The organism is Oricola cellulosilytica (assembly GCF_019966575.1).
Classification (GTDB): domain Bacteria; phylum Pseudomonadota; class Alphaproteobacteria; order Rhizobiales; family Rhizobiaceae; genus Oricola; species Oricola cellulosilytica.
On record NZ_JAINFK010000001.1, the window covers coordinates 250,979 to 266,974 of the forward strand.

Below are 15,996 nucleotides of genomic sequence, written 5' to 3' on the forward strand. Positions count from 1 at the left end.
AGCATGTAACGCCCCAGCGGCTCGTTGCAAGTTAACAATGCGTCATCTTCGCAGGCGCAACGCAGATCAATGGGTGGTATCGAACTCGTCCGGGGCGAAGCTATATGTCGTCGAGCAGAACTCGCACTTGACCGAAATTTCGCCATTATCCACGGATTCAGACCGCTCCTCTGCCGTCAGCGACTGGAGCACGCCCGCCACGCGCTCGCGCGAACATGTGCACTGGTCACGAACCGGGCCGGGCTCGCTGACGGTCACGCCGCGCTCATGAAACAAGCGGTACAGAAGCGTGTGCACTCCGACCGACTCGTCGACCAGTTCGTCGTCCCCTACCGTCTCGATCAGGGCCTTGATCTCTGTCCACGCGTCGTCTTCGTCATGCTCCGGCAGATCTGCGCCGTCCGGCAGTTCGCCAGGGTGAAGGTCTGCGCCGCGCATTCTGTCCGGGCTGTCGGGCAGGAATTGTGCGAGAATGCCGCCGGCGCGCCAGTGTCCTGTGCTCTGCCCGTCCTCGCCGCGCACCAGGAGTCGCCCCACAGCAAGGCGCACCTCGGTCGGAATCTGTTCGGACTGGCGAAAATAGTTTCGCGCCACTTCCTCAAGATTGGATCCGTCGAGTTTTACGATTCCCTGATACCGCTGCATGTGCGCTCCCTGATCGACTGTGAGCGCAAGCGTACCCTTGCCGAGCAGGTCGGCGGGGTCGGCGCGGCCGCCATCAATCGCCCGGGAGACCGCGTCGTCATCCCACCGGGCGTAGGCGCGAACAGCATCGGGGGTGGAAAAATCGACGATAAGAAGCGAGACCGGACCGTCCGTCTGGCTCTGCACAATGAACTTGCCTTCAAATTTCAGCGAGGTGCCAAGGAGTACGGTCAAGACGATCATCTCGCCGAGCAGCCGCGCCACGGGTTCGGGATAGTCATGCCGCTCCAGTATTCCGTCCAGCATCGGGCCGATCATCACCGCTCGTCCGCGCGCATCAAGCGCGTCGACTTGATAAGGTACGACCGCGTCCAGCGGATCGGTTCCGTAAATGTCGGATCGTGCGCTCAGTCGGTTCATTCCGTCAGGTCTCCGCGCCCATGCACCATGCAATGATCGCCTTCTGGACATGAAGGCGGTTCTCGGCTTCATCGAATACCACCGACTGCGGCCCGTCGATCACCTCATCGGTGACTTCTTCGCCCCGGTGGGCAGGCAGGCAATGCATGAACAAGGCCTCTTTCTTGGCGTGCGCCATCAGCCGTTGGTTAACCTGATAGGGCATGAAGATGTTGTGCCCGCGCGCCCTCTCCTCCTGTCCCATCGAAACCCAGGTGTCGGTCACCACACAATCCGCACCGGCCACGGCGGCTTCGGGGACGTGACCGACATCCACTGCGCCCCCCTTTGCCCGCGACCAGTCGACGTAGCGTTCGGCGGGCTCGTTACCTTCCGGAACTGCCACCGCGAGATCGAAACCGAACATGGGTGCCGCTTCAATGAGCGAATGCAGGACATTGTTGCCATCCCCGGACCACGCAAGCTTGCGACCTGCGATGGAACCGCGATGTTCTTCATAGGTCATCACGTCCGCCATGATCTGACATGGATGGGTATCATCCGTCAGGGCGTTGATGACCGGCACGGTTGCCGCGTCCGCCATTTCCAGCATGCGCTCATGTTCTTTCGTGCGGATCATGATGATGTCGACGTAACGCGACAGTACCCGCGCCGTATCGGCGATCGTTTCGTCCCGGCCGAGTTGCATCTCCGTCCCCGTCAACATGATCGTCTCGCCACCGAGCTGGCGCATGCCGACATCGAACGAAACGCGAGTGCGGGTTGAGGGCTTCTCGAAAATCATCGCGAGCGCCTTGCCCTCGAGAGGCTTGTCAGCCAAACCCGCCTTGTGCGCGGCCTTGCGTGTTTTCGCGGTCTCGAGGATCAGCCGCAATTCGTCGGCCGCGAGCGCCGATATATCAAGAAAATTCCGATCGTTCATAAATCCGGTTCCAAATCGTTTGGCGTCCGTAGAAGCCCCCGTGTATTACGCGGCCTCTACCGACAGTTTCGCGGCAGCGGCCTCGAGTCGCTCCAACGCAGCTGCGATATCTTCGTCGGTGGAAGTCAACGGCGGCAGGATGCGCACGACATTGTCGCCAGCCGGAACGGTCAACATATGGTTTGCATAAAGTTCCTTCACAAGGGCCGTATTCGGGACCACGCATTTGAGCCCAAGCATCAAACCTTCTCCGCGAACCTCTTCGATCACGGCGGGAAATCTGTCGGCAATTGAGGCGAGCCCCTGCTTCAGCCGATTTGCCTTGTCGCGCACGCCCTCGAGAAACCCGTCCTCGAGCATGATATCAAGCACCGCATTTCCCACCGCCATGGCAAGCGGATTACCGCCATACGTGGTGCCGTGGACCCCAGGCTCCATCCCGCTCGCCGCCTCTCCGGTTGCGAGGCATGCTCCTATTGGAAAGCCTCCGCCCAAGGCCTTTGCAAGAGCCATAATGTCAGGAGTGATCCCCGCCCACTCGTGGGCAAACAGCTTACCGGTCCGCCCCATGCCGCATTGCACTTCATCGAAAATGAGCAGGATGCCGTGTTTGTCGCACAGATCTCGCAATCCACGCAGGCACTGCGGCGGCACTGAGCGGATGCCCCCCTCACCCTGAACCGGCTCGATCAGGATCGCCGCGGTTTCTTCTGTTACTGCCTTTTTCAGCGCTTCATGATCGCCAAAGGGTATCTGGTCGAACCCGTCGGCCTTGGGCCCGAAACCTTCCAGGTATTTCTTCTGGCCGCCAGCCGCGATGGTCGCAATCGTTCGCCCATGAAAAGCCCCCTCGAAACTGAGGATCCGCCAGCGCTCCGGGTGCCCTTTCACGTAATGGTACCGCCGTGCCGTCTTGATCGCGCACTCGAGTGCCTCGGCGCCGGAATTCGTAAAAAACACCTTGTCGGCGAAGGTGGCATCAACCAGTCTTTGAGCGAGCCGCGTCTGGTCGGGAATCTCGTAAAGGTTGGACGTGTGCCAGAGTCTTTCCGCCTGCTCGCGCAGTGTTGCAACGAGATGGGGATGCGCGTGTCCCAAGGCGGACACGGCAATACCTCCTCCAAAATCGAGATAGCGCTCGCCCTTCGTGTCGATGATCCACGCCCCTTCTCCTCGATCGAAGGCGATATCGGCCCGCGCATATGTCTCGAATAGCGGTGAGGGGTCGGTCATCGTTTTGTCCCAATGGTGCCGGAAATGAAAAAAGCCGCACGTGGTGGCGGCTGACCATTTTTATTGTGTGAGCAGTCAGTGTGTCAATTATGGCCCGGGGTCAGACTTTCGCTGCGAAAAACAGCGTCGAAACGCAAGTTGTTGAAAACCGGGAAATCGGATTCACCGCCGGACCGCGACTCTTGTCAGCGAGTCAGCAGCCATAGTAGTTAATGGGCGTGCGGGAAAACCGCGCAGAAAAAACTCCAAAGTTTCGCGTAAGGAAGCCGGTTTTTTGAGTAAACCGAGCATCGGAGGAGGATTCTGCGCTGAAAACTGAATGGAGAGGTCAGTGAGCTGGACAGACGAACGCGTTGAACTCCTGAAGAAACTCTGGACCGACGGCCTGAGCGCGAGCCAGATTGCGGCGCAACTCGGCGGGGTGACCCGCAATGCGGTTATCGGCAAGGTTCATCGGCTGAAGCTTTCCGGACGGGCGAAGTCGCCGTCCTCGGGGGCACCCAAAATGAAGCGCCCTTCCGCACCCAGGCCCTCCGCGCCACGCAATGGCGGCTACAGTGGCGGCGGCCGCGGCGGCACGACAACCGTCACGCATGCGGTAGGCGCAACAATGGTGAAAAGCGAGGTCGGGCTTCAGACACTTGCCAAAGCAGATCATCGGCCGATCGAAGACATTATTGTTCCAATCTCCAAGCATGTGGCATTGGTCGATCTAAACGAGAACACATGCAAGTGGCCACAGGGCGATCCGCTTACAGACGAGTTCCACTTTTGCGGGCACCAGTCGGAAGAATCGTCACCCTATTGCAAGTATCACGCGCGCTTGGCCTTTCAGCCCTCCTCCGAGCGCAAGCGCTCGCGCTGAACAAATATCCGAGATAGCGTTTCGGCGCCCTTCGCTCAGACGGCTTCGAGCGAGTACCCTGCTCCGCGCACGGTCCTGATCGGATCGCGGGTTTTGCCAATATTGATGGATTTGCGGAGACGGCCGATGTGAACGTCAACCGTGCGGTCGTCGACGTAAATATCCTCGCCCCAAACTCCATCCAGCAACTGCGCGCGAGAGAAGACGCGACCAGGCGCCTGCAAGAAGAACTCCAGCAGACGAAATTCCGTCGGTCCAAGCTTGATCTCGCGGCCGTTGCGGTAGACCCGATGGGTCTCGCGATCGAGTTCAAGTTCCCCGACCCTGAGGACGTTCGCCACGATTTCGGGTCGTACGCGCCGCAACATCGCTTTAACCCGGGCCATCAGTTCGGGCGTGGAAAACGGTTTAACGACATAATCGTCGGCACCGGTCGCCAATCCGCGAATGCGTTCGCTTTCCTCGCCGCGGGCCGTCAGCATGATGATGGGCAGGCGCTGCGTCTCAGTGCGCATTCGCAGACGCCGGCACAGTTCGATGCCGCTCAAACCGGGCAGCATCCAATCGAGGATGAGAAGATCGGGGACATGTTCGCGCAACGCGATTTCCGCTTCGTCACCCCTTAGTTCGGTGTCAACGCGGTACCCTTCCGATTCAAGGTTGTACTTGAGGAGAACTCCCAGCGCCTCCTCGTCTTCTACCACCATCACCTTGGGCTGATTGCTCATTCGGGTTCCTCGGTGCATCAGCCGTCCGCTTCGCCAATCACGATCCGGTGGGTCTTGTCCTCCTTTGGCCGGTCGGCGGCCAAGTGCTTACCGGTCACAATATAGTAGACGGACTCCGCAATGTTCGTGGCGTGATCGCCGATACGCTCAATATTTTTTGCGCAAAACAGCAAATGCGTGCATGTGGTGATATTACGGGGATCCTCCATCATGTAGGTCAGCAATTCGCGAAAGAGAGACGTGTACATGGCGTCGATCTCGTCATCCCGGTCACGAATCATGTTGATGCGCGTCACGGATCGGGAGCCAAATGCGTCGAGCACCTCCTTCATCTGGGCCAGCGCAAGGTCGCCCAGATGCTCGATCCCGCGAGCCAGATTGACCGAGTGGCCCCGTTCCGAAATTGCCACTACGCGCTTGGCTATGTTCTTCGCCAGATCACCAACGCGCTCAAGATCCGCAGCAATCCTGATCGTCGAAAAGACCTCGCGCAGATCGCTCGCCATCGGCTGGCGCTGAGCGATGATCAGTACGACCTTTTCATCGAGAAGCGCTTGCGCTTCATCCAGTTGGGCGTCGTCGGCGATGGTCTTTTGCGCAAGCTGGAGATCGGATTTGATCAAGGCGCGGATCGCGTTTTCGACCATGCGTTCGGCGAGACCACCCATTTCGGCGATCTTGTGGGCGAGGAATTTCATGTCCTCTTCGAATGCGGTTACCGTATGGCTCGATTGTACCATCGGTCGTTCCTTCCCTGGCGCTGTTGCCGGTGCGGCTCTCGGTCCGACCTGCCGATCAGCCGTACCGTCCCGTGATGTAATCCTGCGTCCGCTTTTCTGACGGATTGGTGAAGATGGTTTTCGTGTCGCCGACCTCAACCAGTTCGCCCAGATGGAACATTGCCGTTCGCTGCGAAACACGCGCAGCCTGCTGCATCGAGTGGGTCACGATAACGATCGTATAGTTTTCGCGAAGTTCGTCGATCAGTTCCTCCACCTTAGCGGTTGCGATCGGGTCGAGAGCCGAACACGGCTCATCCATCAGGATAACTTCGGGCGAAACTGCAATGGCGCGCGCAATGCAAAGACGCTGCTGCTGGCCGCCCGACAGGCCGGTTCCCGCCTCATGGAGCCGGTCTTTCGCTTCCTCCCAGAGGGCGGCATTGCGCAGACTCCGTTCGACCAGTGCATCCATGTCGGCCTTGCCCTTCACGAGGCCGTGAATGCGCGGGCCGTAAGCAACATTCTCGTAGATGGACTTGGGAAACGGATTCGGTTTCTGGAACACCATCCCGACGCGAGCGCGGAGTTCGACCACGTCGATATTGGGACCATAAATGTCTTCGCCGTCCAGCCTGATGTCGCCTGTCACCTGGCAGATGTCGATCGTGTCGTTCATGCGGTTAAGACAGCGCAGGAACGTCGACTTTCCGCATCCCGAAGGCCCGATCAGTGCCGTGACCTGATTCTTGTAAATGTCGAGGTCAATGGCGTACAGCGCCTGTTTCGCGCCATAGAAGACATTGACATTCCGCCCTTTCATTTTCGTTGGGCGGTTCGGCATTTCATCGAGCGCGGGTGCACCGGCAGATGTTTCGGCGGACTGAATCTTCATCTCACTCATTTCCATCATTCACCACCGGCGTTCGAAGCGCCGGCGCAGCAGCACGGCGACGGCATTCATGACCACCAGAAATACGAGAAGTAGCAGAATAGCGGCGGATGTCTTTTGTTGGAACGCAGGCTCGGGGAAATCAGCCCACATGTAGATTTGTACCGGCAACACGGTGGCAGGGTCGGTGAAGCCGCCCGGGATGTCGACGATAAATGCAACCATTCCGATCATCAGGAGCGGAGCGGTTTCGCCCAGCGCCTGCGCCATCCCGATGATCGTTCCGGTGAATATGCCCGGCATCGCAAGCGGCAGAACATGATGCATTACGGTCTGAATCCTTGATGCGCCGATACCAAGCGCCGCCTCGCGGATCGAAGGTGGAACGGCACGCAGCGCCGCCCGCGACGCGATGATGATGGTTGGAAGGGTCATTAGCGCGAGCACCATGCCGCCAACCAGAGGAGCCGACCGCGGCATCGCGAACCAGTTCAGGAATACCGCAAGACCGAGCAGTCCAAACACGATCGATGGCACGGCGGCCAAATTGTTGATGTTCACCTCAATCAATTGCGTGAAGCGGTTTTTCGGGGCGAACTCCTCAAGATAGATCGCTGCTGCAACGCCGATCGGAAACGACAGCAGCATCGTGACGATCATCGTCAGTGCGGATCCGACAGCCGCTCCCCATATGCCGGCAAGTTCCGGTTCGCGGCTCGCTCCGGTGCCGAGGAAAATGGTGTTCAAGCGGGACTCGATCCGTCCGTTGTCGTTTAGGCGATCAATCCAGACGATCTCCTTGTCAGTGATTTTCCTGAAAGATTCCGGCTTCGGGATCCGCACGAGACTCCATTCGCCGGACCGGGCAGACTCGACGCTGGAAAAAGGAATGACGACTTGGCCGCGTGCGACATCTGCTTCGACCTCCTTGACGATCATCACCCCGTCATTGATGTTGACCAGGTAGCTGGCGAATTGATCGGTCAGCGGCTCGCTTCCGGATGCCTTCGAAGCCCGCTCGCGCAGCGTCGCGGCGTCACGCTCGTAACGCTGCGCATCGGCTTCAAAGGAGGAGATGCGGGCACGCAAATCCTCGATCTGCTGCGTACGCCGCCGAAGAGCGTCCTGCTCCTCGGTTTCAGCCAGACGCTCCTCGAATGACGTCACACGGCTGGTATCGCGTTCGGCGGCCGCGGTGAGCCGCTCCGCATTGCGTTCAAGCAGTTCTGCCTGCCGGAGAAGATCGGCCTTGATGGCTTCCAGAACAGGCGCAAAACCGCTCCTCTCCGCCACAACCGAGACCTCGCCTGTCGTCGCTGACGGCGTTGCCTTTGCATCGGGGAAAAGGGGCGCGTCTTTCCTTGCTTCCAGACCCTTAAGATAAAGATCCGCAAAGTCGTCGAGCGGAACAGAATATTCGAAACTGGAACCGACGATCGACGGATTCGACTCGACCTCCTTCCGCAGCATGACGCCGGCGCCCGAAGTGATCAGACCACGCAACAACTTGCGGTCCTGGCGTCCTTCGACCTCCGGAAATCGGTCGTAAAGCGCATCCTGGACTATGCCCTGGAAGTTGCCTTCATCGACTTTCACCTGTGACAAATCCAGCGGAAGCGCGATGTAATTCTGACGAAATGCGGGTAGCGCCTGCGTGACAATCGTCGAGAGCAGGATCAGAAGAAAAAGTCCTGAGAGCACGACAGCGCCAGCCCCGATCCACTTGAAGCGGCTTTCGGCGCCATAGCGCGCCTTTAGACGCCGCCGCGCATTATCATTCGTATGCAGGTCGCCGGCCGGACGGGGGGGACTTGCGACGAGGGTGTCAGTCATATTGTTCCCGGTATTTCTGGACGACGCGCAACGCGACAATGTTCAGCGTCAAAGTGATCGCGAAGAGAACGAGACCGAGCGCGAAAGCGGCCAGCGTCTTGGCGCTATCGAACTCCTGGTCTCCGACAAGCAGCGTGACGATCTGCACGGTGACGGTCGTGACCGCTTCGAGCGGGTTGGCCGTGAGGTTGGCCGCCAAACCGGCCGCCATGACAACAATCATGGTTTCACCGATCGCCCGGCTTACCGCGAGCAAGAGCGCCGACACGATCCCCGGCAGCGCAGCCGGGAGAACAACCTTCCGGATAGTTTCGGATTTCGTTGCTCCGAGTCCGGCTGATCCGTCCCTAAGCGATTGCGGCACGGCATTAATCACATCGTCGGAAAGCGACGACACGAACGGAATGATCATGATGCCCATGACCACGCCGGCCGCCAGGGCGGACTCCGACGACACATCGAGTCCGACCGCCTCGCCTGTGCGCCGGAAGAAGGGTGCAACCGTCAGCGCGGCAAAGAAACCATAGACCACCGTCGGGATACCCGCGAGGATTTCAAGCATGGGCTTGGCAAAGGCACGGACCCGAGAAGAAGCGTAATCCGAAAGGTAGATGGCTGCCATCAGGCCTATCGGGGCTGCCACAGCCATCGCAATAACGGTGATCAAGAGCGTGCCGGCAAAGAGAGGTACCGCTCCGAACACGTCCGCGTTTGCACCTGTCGCCTCCGCGCCCGCGCCAGTGAACGCGCCTTGCGGGCTCCAATGCAGTCCGAAAAGAAAGTTGAAAAAGGGGACCTTCTGAAAAAAACGAATTGATTCGAAGAGTAGCGAAAGCACGATCCCGATGGTCGTCACGATCGCCACGGTCGAGCAAACAATCAGAAACACACGAAAGGTCCGCTCGACGACATGGCGGGCCCGAAAGGCAACGTCGATCCGTCCACGACCGTACACGAACCCCGCGAGGGCCAGAAACAGCGCCAGCGTGACAAGAATGGCGTTGCTCCAACGATGGAGATTGCCAAAGACCTCGGCCGCCGCTTCCTTGGTTTGATCGCTGAAGCCGACGATACCCCCGAACGCGAGAGCACGCGCATCGCGCAAGAAAGCTTCTTGCTGGGGCAGACCCATGTCGGCCAATTGATCGGCGAATAATGAGAGGACCGCCTTCCCTTCAACGATTGGCGCGAGCCAACTCCAGAACAAAATCAGCAGCAGTGCGGGTCCCGCAGATACAAGTGCGAGAAAAATGCCGTGATAGGAAGGTCGTGAATGAAGTTTGCGGCCTGCTCTGCCGGCCCTCATTATGGCCTGACGGCGGCCAAGAAAGAAAGCTACACACACGAACGCAAGCATTGCCAAGGTCAGCAAGGAAATCATCGAAGACTCGCGCCCGTTTCTTGTCTGCAGCCTCGCGGCTCAACCGAAGACGGGCGGCCAAGGCCGCCCGCGCAACATGCCTTACATGGACATACCTTCGAGCGCCCGCGCTTTCGCGGCAACCTTGGCGCGCTCATCGTCAGGAAGCGGAATCAGACCTTTATCTGCGAGGTAACCCTCGGGACCCCAGGCAGCGTCCGAGGTGTACTCGCTGATGAACTCCTCCATGCCAGGGATCACCCCGACGTGCTCTTTCTTCGCGTAGATGAAGAGCGAACGTGACACGCCGTAGTCGCCTGATGCGATGTTTTCGAAGGTCGGCTCGACGCCGCCGATCGATGCACCCTGCAGCTTGTCGGCATTCTGATCAAGGAAGGAAAAGCCGAAGATCCCGAATGCATCCGGATTTGCCTCGAGTTTCTGGACGATCAGGTTGTCATTCTCGCCGGCCTCGATGAAGGCGCCGTCTTCGCGGATTTCCGTGCAAGCGCCTTCTTCGATCCCGTCCTGACATGCCTCTTCCATCACCAGTTCGACGAACGCGTCACGCGTGCCGGAGGTCGGCGGCGGGCCGAGCACTTCGATCTTCGTGGCCGGAAGAGAAGAGTCGATATCCGACCAATCCACATTCGGGTTTGCAACGACGTTGCCGTCAACAACGACGTTCTTCGCCAAGGCCTGGAAGATTTGCTCCTTGGTGAGTTCGACTGCCGGGCCGTTCTTGGAGTTTGCCAACACAATGCCGTCGAACCCGACCTTAATTTCAATAGGGGTCGCGCCAGCGTCCAGGCAGCTCTTCAGTTCGGTGTCTTTGATCGCACGCGACGCATTGGTGAAATCAGGGGTACCTTCACCAACTCCTGCACAAAACAGCTTCATGCCACCGCCAGTGCCGGTCGATTCGACAACTGGAGTCGGAAACTGGCCGCCCTGACCGAGCTTCTCAGCAACTGCGGTCGTAAACGGGAACACCGTCGACGAGCCAACGATCTGAATTTGGTCGCGAGCCTGTGCAACGGTTGTCAGCGCCGAGGCGGCGACTGCTGCAGCAAGCGCAATTTTGAAGGTCTTCATAATTCTCTCCCATGTGGGCATTCGTGACACAACACCGGTCCAGCCGGACAATCGGGTTTCTATAGTTGGTCAAACGAGCTTTTATGACGGTATGACTACAGTTTTATGACAATTCAGCCTGTTGTTTTATCTACGCTTTTGGCGACCGCTCGCTTCATGGACAGGTTCTGTGGGAAGCGTTGCAACAAATGAGGCCCCCCTTCCCGGCACCGAGCTTATCGAAAGACGCCCTCTATGCCGGGTCAGAATGTGTTTGACGATCGCCAGGCCCAAACCGGTGCCTTTCTTTGCCCGGCTCGACTCGACGTCGACCCGATAAAACCGCTCGGTCAGCCGCGGAATGTGGTCTTCGGCGATGCCCGGACCATAATCACGGACGATGACGCGCACACTTTGCGCGCCACCATCGTCCACGCGCTCGGCGTGGAAATCTATCATTTTTCCAGTTGCCGCGTACCGGATAGCGTTTTCGAGAAGATTACTGAAGACTTGGATCAGTTCGTCACGGCTTCCGCGAACTCGGCATCCGGGATCTTCAACAGCGTCAAAATCAACATTCAGGGTCACATCTACCTCTTCGACCTGAGAGGCCAGCGAAGCAGCGACGTGACGAAGCACCTCGGCAATATTGAGGAGTTGGAACTCCGTGCGCCCGGAGGCCGTCTCAAGACGACTCAGAGACAGAAGGTCATCGATTAGCCGGGACATTCGGTTAGCCTGCTCCTGCATGATCGCCAAAAAACGGTCACGAGCGGTCGCGTCATTGCGCGCAGGTCCGGACAGCGTCTCAATGAACCCGCTCAATGAGGCGAGCGGCGTCCGCAGTTCGTGGCTGGCATTGGCGATGAAATCAGACCGCATACGATCGAGACGATGCATCTCGCTCAGATCGCGCAGGTATAGCAGGAACGGCTCGTCGTCCTCCCATTCGGCGGGAAGAGCAACGATCGCAGCCTGGAACCACCTTTCGATGGGGTACCTTTCGACGATCTCGACGGGCTCCGGGGTCTCCCCGGCAAGAGCGCGCTTTATCATCGACAAGAGTTCGGGATTGCGAAAACGGGTGAGCGCCGATGAGCCTGGCTGGATAGTGTTGTTGAACACCTGACGCGAGGCCGCGTTGAGAGACCGTACAGTGCCCTCGGAATCGAGAAGCAGGATTGGATCCGGCAAGCTATCGAGCAGCACGTCGCTGCGCTTGCGGTCATGGGCCAGAGGCACTTCCGGCTGACGTTCTTCCGGTGACGCCGCGACGATTCCGACCGGAGCAGCCCCGAATGCTGCAATTACAGCTACAACACATGCGAGGACCGCCAGGAGCGAAAGCGATCCGGCCACGTACAGCACTGCAAACAGCCCTGTTGCCACGGCCACCGGATAGCGGTTGGACCTCAAACGCCTGAGAAACATGCGGATAAGGGAGTGTCGGTCATCGGAATCGGGCGATGGGTTGTGTGTGTCGGATCGCTGAATGTTGGAGTTCTCCATCGCGTAATTAACCGACTGAGAACGGAAAGCTTGCAGATCTCTGGACGGCATATCCCGCAAATCGTACGCTTGATGACCGGCACTCAAGAGAGCATCGCAGGAACATGAAAGCAGACAACCGGCGCATTGAAGTCGAAGTCGACGGGGAAACGAAGGTGTTTGACATCGACGATCCGCAGTTGCCGGATTGGGTTGACGATCACGACATAACCGCAGGGGGCTATCCCTACAAGAAGAAGCTCAAGCGAAAGGATTACGAGAAAGAAATCGCCGCACTTCAGGTCCAGCTCGTCAACCTCCACACCCACATGCAGAACACGGGGGCACGTGTCATCGCCGTTTTCGAGGGGCGGGACGCGGCCGGAAAGGGCGGGTCGATCGGCGTCCTTCACGAATTTCTTAATCCGCGCACTGCACGAAATGTCGCACTTTCCAAGCCGTCAGACGTGGAGCGCGGCCAATGGTACTTTCAGCGCTATGTCGAGCATTTTCCCACTACCGGGGAACTCGTGAGTTTTGACCGGTCATGGTACAACCGCGGCGGCGTAGAGCCGGTGATGGGGTTTTGTACGCCGGCAGAGCATCAGGCTTTTCTGGCGGATGCGCCGGAATTCGAAAAGATGATCGTCGGCGAAGGCATTCATTTCTTCAAGTTCTGGCTTAACATCGGCCGGGAGACACAGCTGAAACGCTTTCATGACAGAAGGCACAGCCCGCTGAAACATTGGAAGCTCTCGAGCATCGATATCATCGGCATGCAGAAATGGGATGACTACACCCGCGCGCGCGACACGATGCTGGCGGCGACGCACTCGGAACACGGGCCGTGGACCGTGGTGCGCATGAACGACAAGCGCCGTGGCCGCATTGAGGTGCTTCGGCACCTTCTGATCAATATAGATTTCGACGGGAAGGATCGGAAAGCGATCGGCGAACCGGACGCCGCAATCATTGGCTCTGGGCCAATGGTTGCCGTAGCCAATCGCAGCCCGGACTAGAGCCTGCTACCCGTCGAATTCGCGAACTCGAACCGAGGAAAGATTCACCGCACGCGCTTCTTCGTCGAGGTCCGTCACAATGTGAAGTTCTCCAGCCCGCGATATGCTTGAAGATTCCGGTAATTCCACCCGGAACAGAAACTCATTGTCGGACTGGGTGACGTTGAAACGTAGCCGTCCGCAATCTCCGAGTTCGGCGAGATTGCAGGTAATCGAAATCTGCGTCGGCGCATCCTCACCCGATCTGGCGGTGACGGAAAACTGAGCCGTCCTTCCGGCTAGGCTCTGCAAAGTACCCGGTGGAATGTCGATGATGATCGCGCTCTCTTGATCCGGTGAAACAATACGCGCGAAATGTCCGAACGCATTCCCGTCAATTGCCGCAGTGGCGCTGCCTTCCAGCGAGATCGTTGTGGGGTCGGACGGTTCGAACAGCGAAATCCAGCCTTGACCATCTTCCGGGTCGAGCGAGACCCGCGCCGGCGCTGAAAGGTTCTCCGAGCGGCGCTCTCCTTCGAAACTCTCGTTTTCCAATTGCAGCGGGGGATTTGGAACCGACGCGTCGCGCTCGGCGATGGACCGGTACGCGCCCGTGGAAATGACCCACCACGCCCCGAGGATAGCCAGTCCCACCAGAACCGTTGCTGTCAGTATCGTGGCGAAGGGGGCTCGCCGAATTGCTGACTTTCTCCTCGCTGGAGAGGTGCCTTTTTCGTTCCCGCCGGATCGCTCGCGCTCTTCAGGACGAACGGCAAGGCCCCCAGGTGCCGTGTGCCTATCGCGCGGCGCAGCCGTAAGCACCGGCTCGTCTTTGCGCTCGGGCGCGGCGCTCACATCGGAACGCACCTCTGGCATCAGCTCCTCCGGTCCGAATGCCTGGGTTGAGAAGGGTTGGGAACGGTCCGCGGCGGCATATTCCGCCTCGGTTGAGCGAATAGCGGCGGCCAGTCTCTTCTGGCGGGCGGCGACTTCCTGAGGATCGATCTCGCCGCGATTCTCGGATCTGCGCTCCAAGGCGGTTGCGGCAGCGCGATAGACTCGCTTCCGAAAAGCCTCATTGGAGACGTCGCCCTTAGCAAGCGCATTTTTCAGTGCTGTTTCTAGATCACTCACCGGTCTCAATCCGTTTCGGTCTGCAGGAAGCCTCAACACGAAAAATGGTTCCGTGCGCAGCTGTCGTCGCGGAACCTTGCGGGCGCCGCTCGGGCATTTGCCATACTTGTCGGAGCAATGAAAGGCGCGGCGAGCGGCAGTCGTGTTCATCAAGCGCGTGCCGATGCGCCCGCCGTTATGGGTCACGACAGCATAGAATACCGCTTCATCCACTTGCCAGAGTTTCATAGTCTGATAGGCCTTACGTTTACGCAAACGTCAAAATACTGGAGTGGGAAATGGCGCTGTCGTCGGTTTTAAAGGACAATCTCAGGTTGCCGGTCGTCGGCGCTCCACTGTTCATAGTCTCTCATCCTCCGCTGGTGCTGGCGCAGTGCAAGGCCGGAATTGTGGGGTCGTTTCCCGCGCTCAATGCGCGTCCTGAGAGCCAACTGGATGAGTGGCTCGCCGAAATCACCGGAGCTTTGGCGGATCACAATCAGAAAAATCCGGATAATCCTGCTGCGCCCTTTGCGGTCAACCAGATCGTTCACACCTCGAACAAACGTCTCGAGCACGACCTCGGACTGTGCGTCAAATACAGGGTTCCAATCGTCATTTCCTCACTCGGCGCAGTGCCGGAGGTAAATCAGGCGATCCATTCCTATGGTGGGATCGTGCTGCACGATATCATTAACAACAGGCACGCCAACTCCGCTATCCGCAAAGGTGCGGACGGCCTCATTGCGGTCGCAGCAGGCGCCGGCGGCCATGCCGGGCCGTATTCTCCCTTCGCGCTCATCCAGGAAATTCGTGAATGGTTCGACGGCCCCCTGCTCCTCTCCGGGGCAATCGCCAATGGCGGTGCGGTCCTCGCCGCGCAGGCCATGGGGGCGGATCTCGCCTATATCGGATCGCCATTCATCGCAACCTGCGAAGCACGGGCGGTGGATGCTTACAAGGAAATGATTGTCGAGAGCGACGCAAAGGACATCGTCTACTCAAACTACTTCACCGGCATCCACGGCAATTATCTAAAACCGTCAATCGCAAAGGCTGGAATGGATCCAGAAAATTTGCCGGAGGCCGACCCCTCGAAGATGGATTTCTCGAAGGCGTCCCAGCCAGGCAGCAAGGCTTGGAAAGACATCTGGGGATGTGGCCAAGGCATCGGGGCAGTGAAGGAGATTCAGCCGGTCGCCGATCTCGTAGGACGACTTCACCGCGAATACCAAGCGGCAAGAACGATGATCTGCGGGTAGCCGCGATCCGCATGGTAACCTTGTGACGGTTCGATGCCTGGATACGAGTTAACGAACCGTTGACTGCCATCAGACGTTCGATCTTGTTTCCATGGGAGTCGGGTCATGTTTTTTCGAATTTGTCGACTTGGACGCAGGAAAACGGGTACGCGCCGATCCCGGTAACGCAATCACCCTTGAATTCGGGCGGCATTATCAGTAAATCGCGGCAGATCATTGGCGCGGACGACCGACGCCACGGGCCGCATTAGCTCAGTTGGTAGAGCACATCATTCGTAATGATGGGGTCAGGTGTTCGAGTCACCTATGCGGCACCATCAAGCTAACCCCCTGTCCATCTGTTGGGCTTTGACCTCTCCCAAGAGCAGGTTAGACGACAGATATTTCAGCACTGGTTCCGCTGGCGTCCGATTTTCGAAATTAAGTAATTGTGTCCGACCCGAA

The 15,996-nt window shown here is 58.5% G+C and carries 14 protein-coding genes and 1 tRNA gene; 4 read left to right on the forward strand and 11 right to left on the reverse strand.

Translation table 11 applies throughout. From position 1 onward, the window contains the following. Window positions 1-66: 66 nt before the first annotated feature. The 3 genes from LC298_RS01125 to LC298_RS01135 are packed head-to-tail and all read right to left on the reverse strand — an operon-like array spanning window position 67 to window position 3,220. Entirely contained in the window at window positions 67-1,065 is a 999-nt protein-coding gene (locus LC298_RS01125; RefSeq protein ID WP_223385486.1) for an Hsp33 family molecular chaperone, read from the reverse strand. Between the two features lie 4 nt (window positions 1,066-1,069). Then, the gene (gene argF / locus LC298_RS01130) at window positions 1,070-1,987 is read right to left on the reverse strand and encodes an ornithine carbamoyltransferase (protein WP_131565426.1); all 918 of its coding nucleotides are present in this window, start codon (window positions 1,985-1,987) and stop codon (window positions 1,070-1,072) included. A gap of 45 nt (window positions 1,988-2,032) precedes the next feature. Next, complete coding sequence (locus tag LC298_RS01135; protein ID WP_131565424.1) at window positions 2,033-3,220, reverse strand: aspartate aminotransferase family protein; 1,188 nt, start codon at window positions 3,218-3,220, stop codon at window positions 2,033-2,035. Between the two features lie 331 nt (window positions 3,221-3,551). On the opposite strand from LC298_RS01135, the gene LC298_RS01140 reads away from it, so the two are divergent. Next, entirely contained in the window at window positions 3,552-4,085 is a 534-nt protein-coding gene (locus LC298_RS01140; protein WP_131565422.1) for a GcrA family cell cycle regulator, read from the forward strand. A gap of 35 nt (window positions 4,086-4,120) precedes the next feature. Here LC298_RS01140 and phoB read toward each other — a convergent pair whose 3' ends face one another. The 7 genes from phoB to LC298_RS01180 form a co-directional block, all read right to left on the reverse strand. Then, window positions 4,121-4,813 (reverse strand): phosphate regulon transcriptional regulator PhoB, encoded by a 693-nt coding sequence (phoB, locus tag LC298_RS01145; RefSeq protein ID WP_131565420.1) that lies wholly within the window; start codon window positions 4,811-4,813, stop codon window positions 4,121-4,123. A gap of 17 nt (window positions 4,814-4,830) precedes the next feature. Continuing rightward, window positions 4,831-5,553, reverse strand: a complete 723-nt coding sequence (gene phoU, locus LC298_RS01150) for a phosphate signaling complex protein PhoU (protein WP_131565418.1) — start codon at window positions 5,551-5,553, stop codon at window positions 4,831-4,833. 55 nt (window positions 5,554-5,608) lie between these two features. After that, entirely contained in the window at window positions 5,609-6,376 is a 768-nt protein-coding gene (pstB, locus tag LC298_RS01155; protein ID WP_223385537.1) for a phosphate ABC transporter ATP-binding protein PstB, read from the reverse strand. A gap of 69 nt (window positions 6,377-6,445) precedes the next feature. Further along, entirely contained in the window at window positions 6,446-8,257 is a 1,812-nt protein-coding gene (gene pstA, locus LC298_RS18160) for a phosphate ABC transporter permease PstA (protein WP_131565414.1), read from the reverse strand. Further along, window positions 8,250-9,638, reverse strand: coding sequence for a phosphate ABC transporter permease subunit PstC (gene pstC, locus LC298_RS01170; RefSeq protein ID WP_131565412.1), 1,389 nt, complete (start codon window positions 9,636-9,638; stop codon window positions 8,250-8,252). The genes pstA and pstC overlap by 8 nt, the downstream gene beginning before the upstream one ends. An 81-nt stretch (window positions 9,639-9,719) precedes the next feature. Next, on the reverse strand, window positions 9,720-10,712 hold the full coding sequence (locus LC298_RS01175; RefSeq protein WP_131565410.1) for a substrate-binding domain-containing protein: 993 nt from the start codon (window positions 10,710-10,712) through the stop codon (window positions 9,720-9,722). 126 nt (window positions 10,713-10,838) lie between these two features. After that, on the reverse strand, window positions 10,839-12,122 hold the full coding sequence (locus LC298_RS01180) for an ATP-binding protein (RefSeq protein ID WP_158284684.1): 1,284 nt from the start codon (window positions 12,120-12,122) through the stop codon (window positions 10,839-10,841). 182 nt (window positions 12,123-12,304) lie between these two features. Between LC298_RS01180 and ppk2 the strand changes: the two genes are divergently transcribed. Next, a complete protein-coding gene (gene ppk2 / locus LC298_RS01185; protein WP_131565406.1) occupies window positions 12,305-13,198 on the forward strand; it encodes a polyphosphate kinase 2 in 894 nt (297 codons plus the stop codon). 6 nt (window positions 13,199-13,204) lie between these two features. On the opposite strand, the gene LC298_RS01190 is transcribed toward ppk2, so the two are convergent. Then, window positions 13,205-14,311 carry a hypothetical protein gene (locus tag LC298_RS01190; RefSeq protein ID WP_131565404.1) on the reverse strand — a complete coding sequence of 369 codons (1,107 nt, stop codon included), beginning with the start codon at window positions 14,309-14,311 and terminating at the stop codon, window positions 13,205-13,207. Between the two features lie 278 nt (window positions 14,312-14,589). Here LC298_RS01190 and LC298_RS01195 point away from each other — a divergent pair, with 278 nt between their 5' ends. Then, entirely contained in the window at window positions 14,590-15,552 is a 963-nt protein-coding gene (locus LC298_RS01195; protein WP_131565402.1) for an NAD(P)H-dependent flavin oxidoreductase, read from the forward strand. Between the two features lie 241 nt (window positions 15,553-15,793). Continuing rightward, window positions 15,794-15,869, forward strand: a tRNA-Thr gene (locus LC298_RS01200). Window positions 15,870-15,996 lie beyond the last annotated feature (127 nt).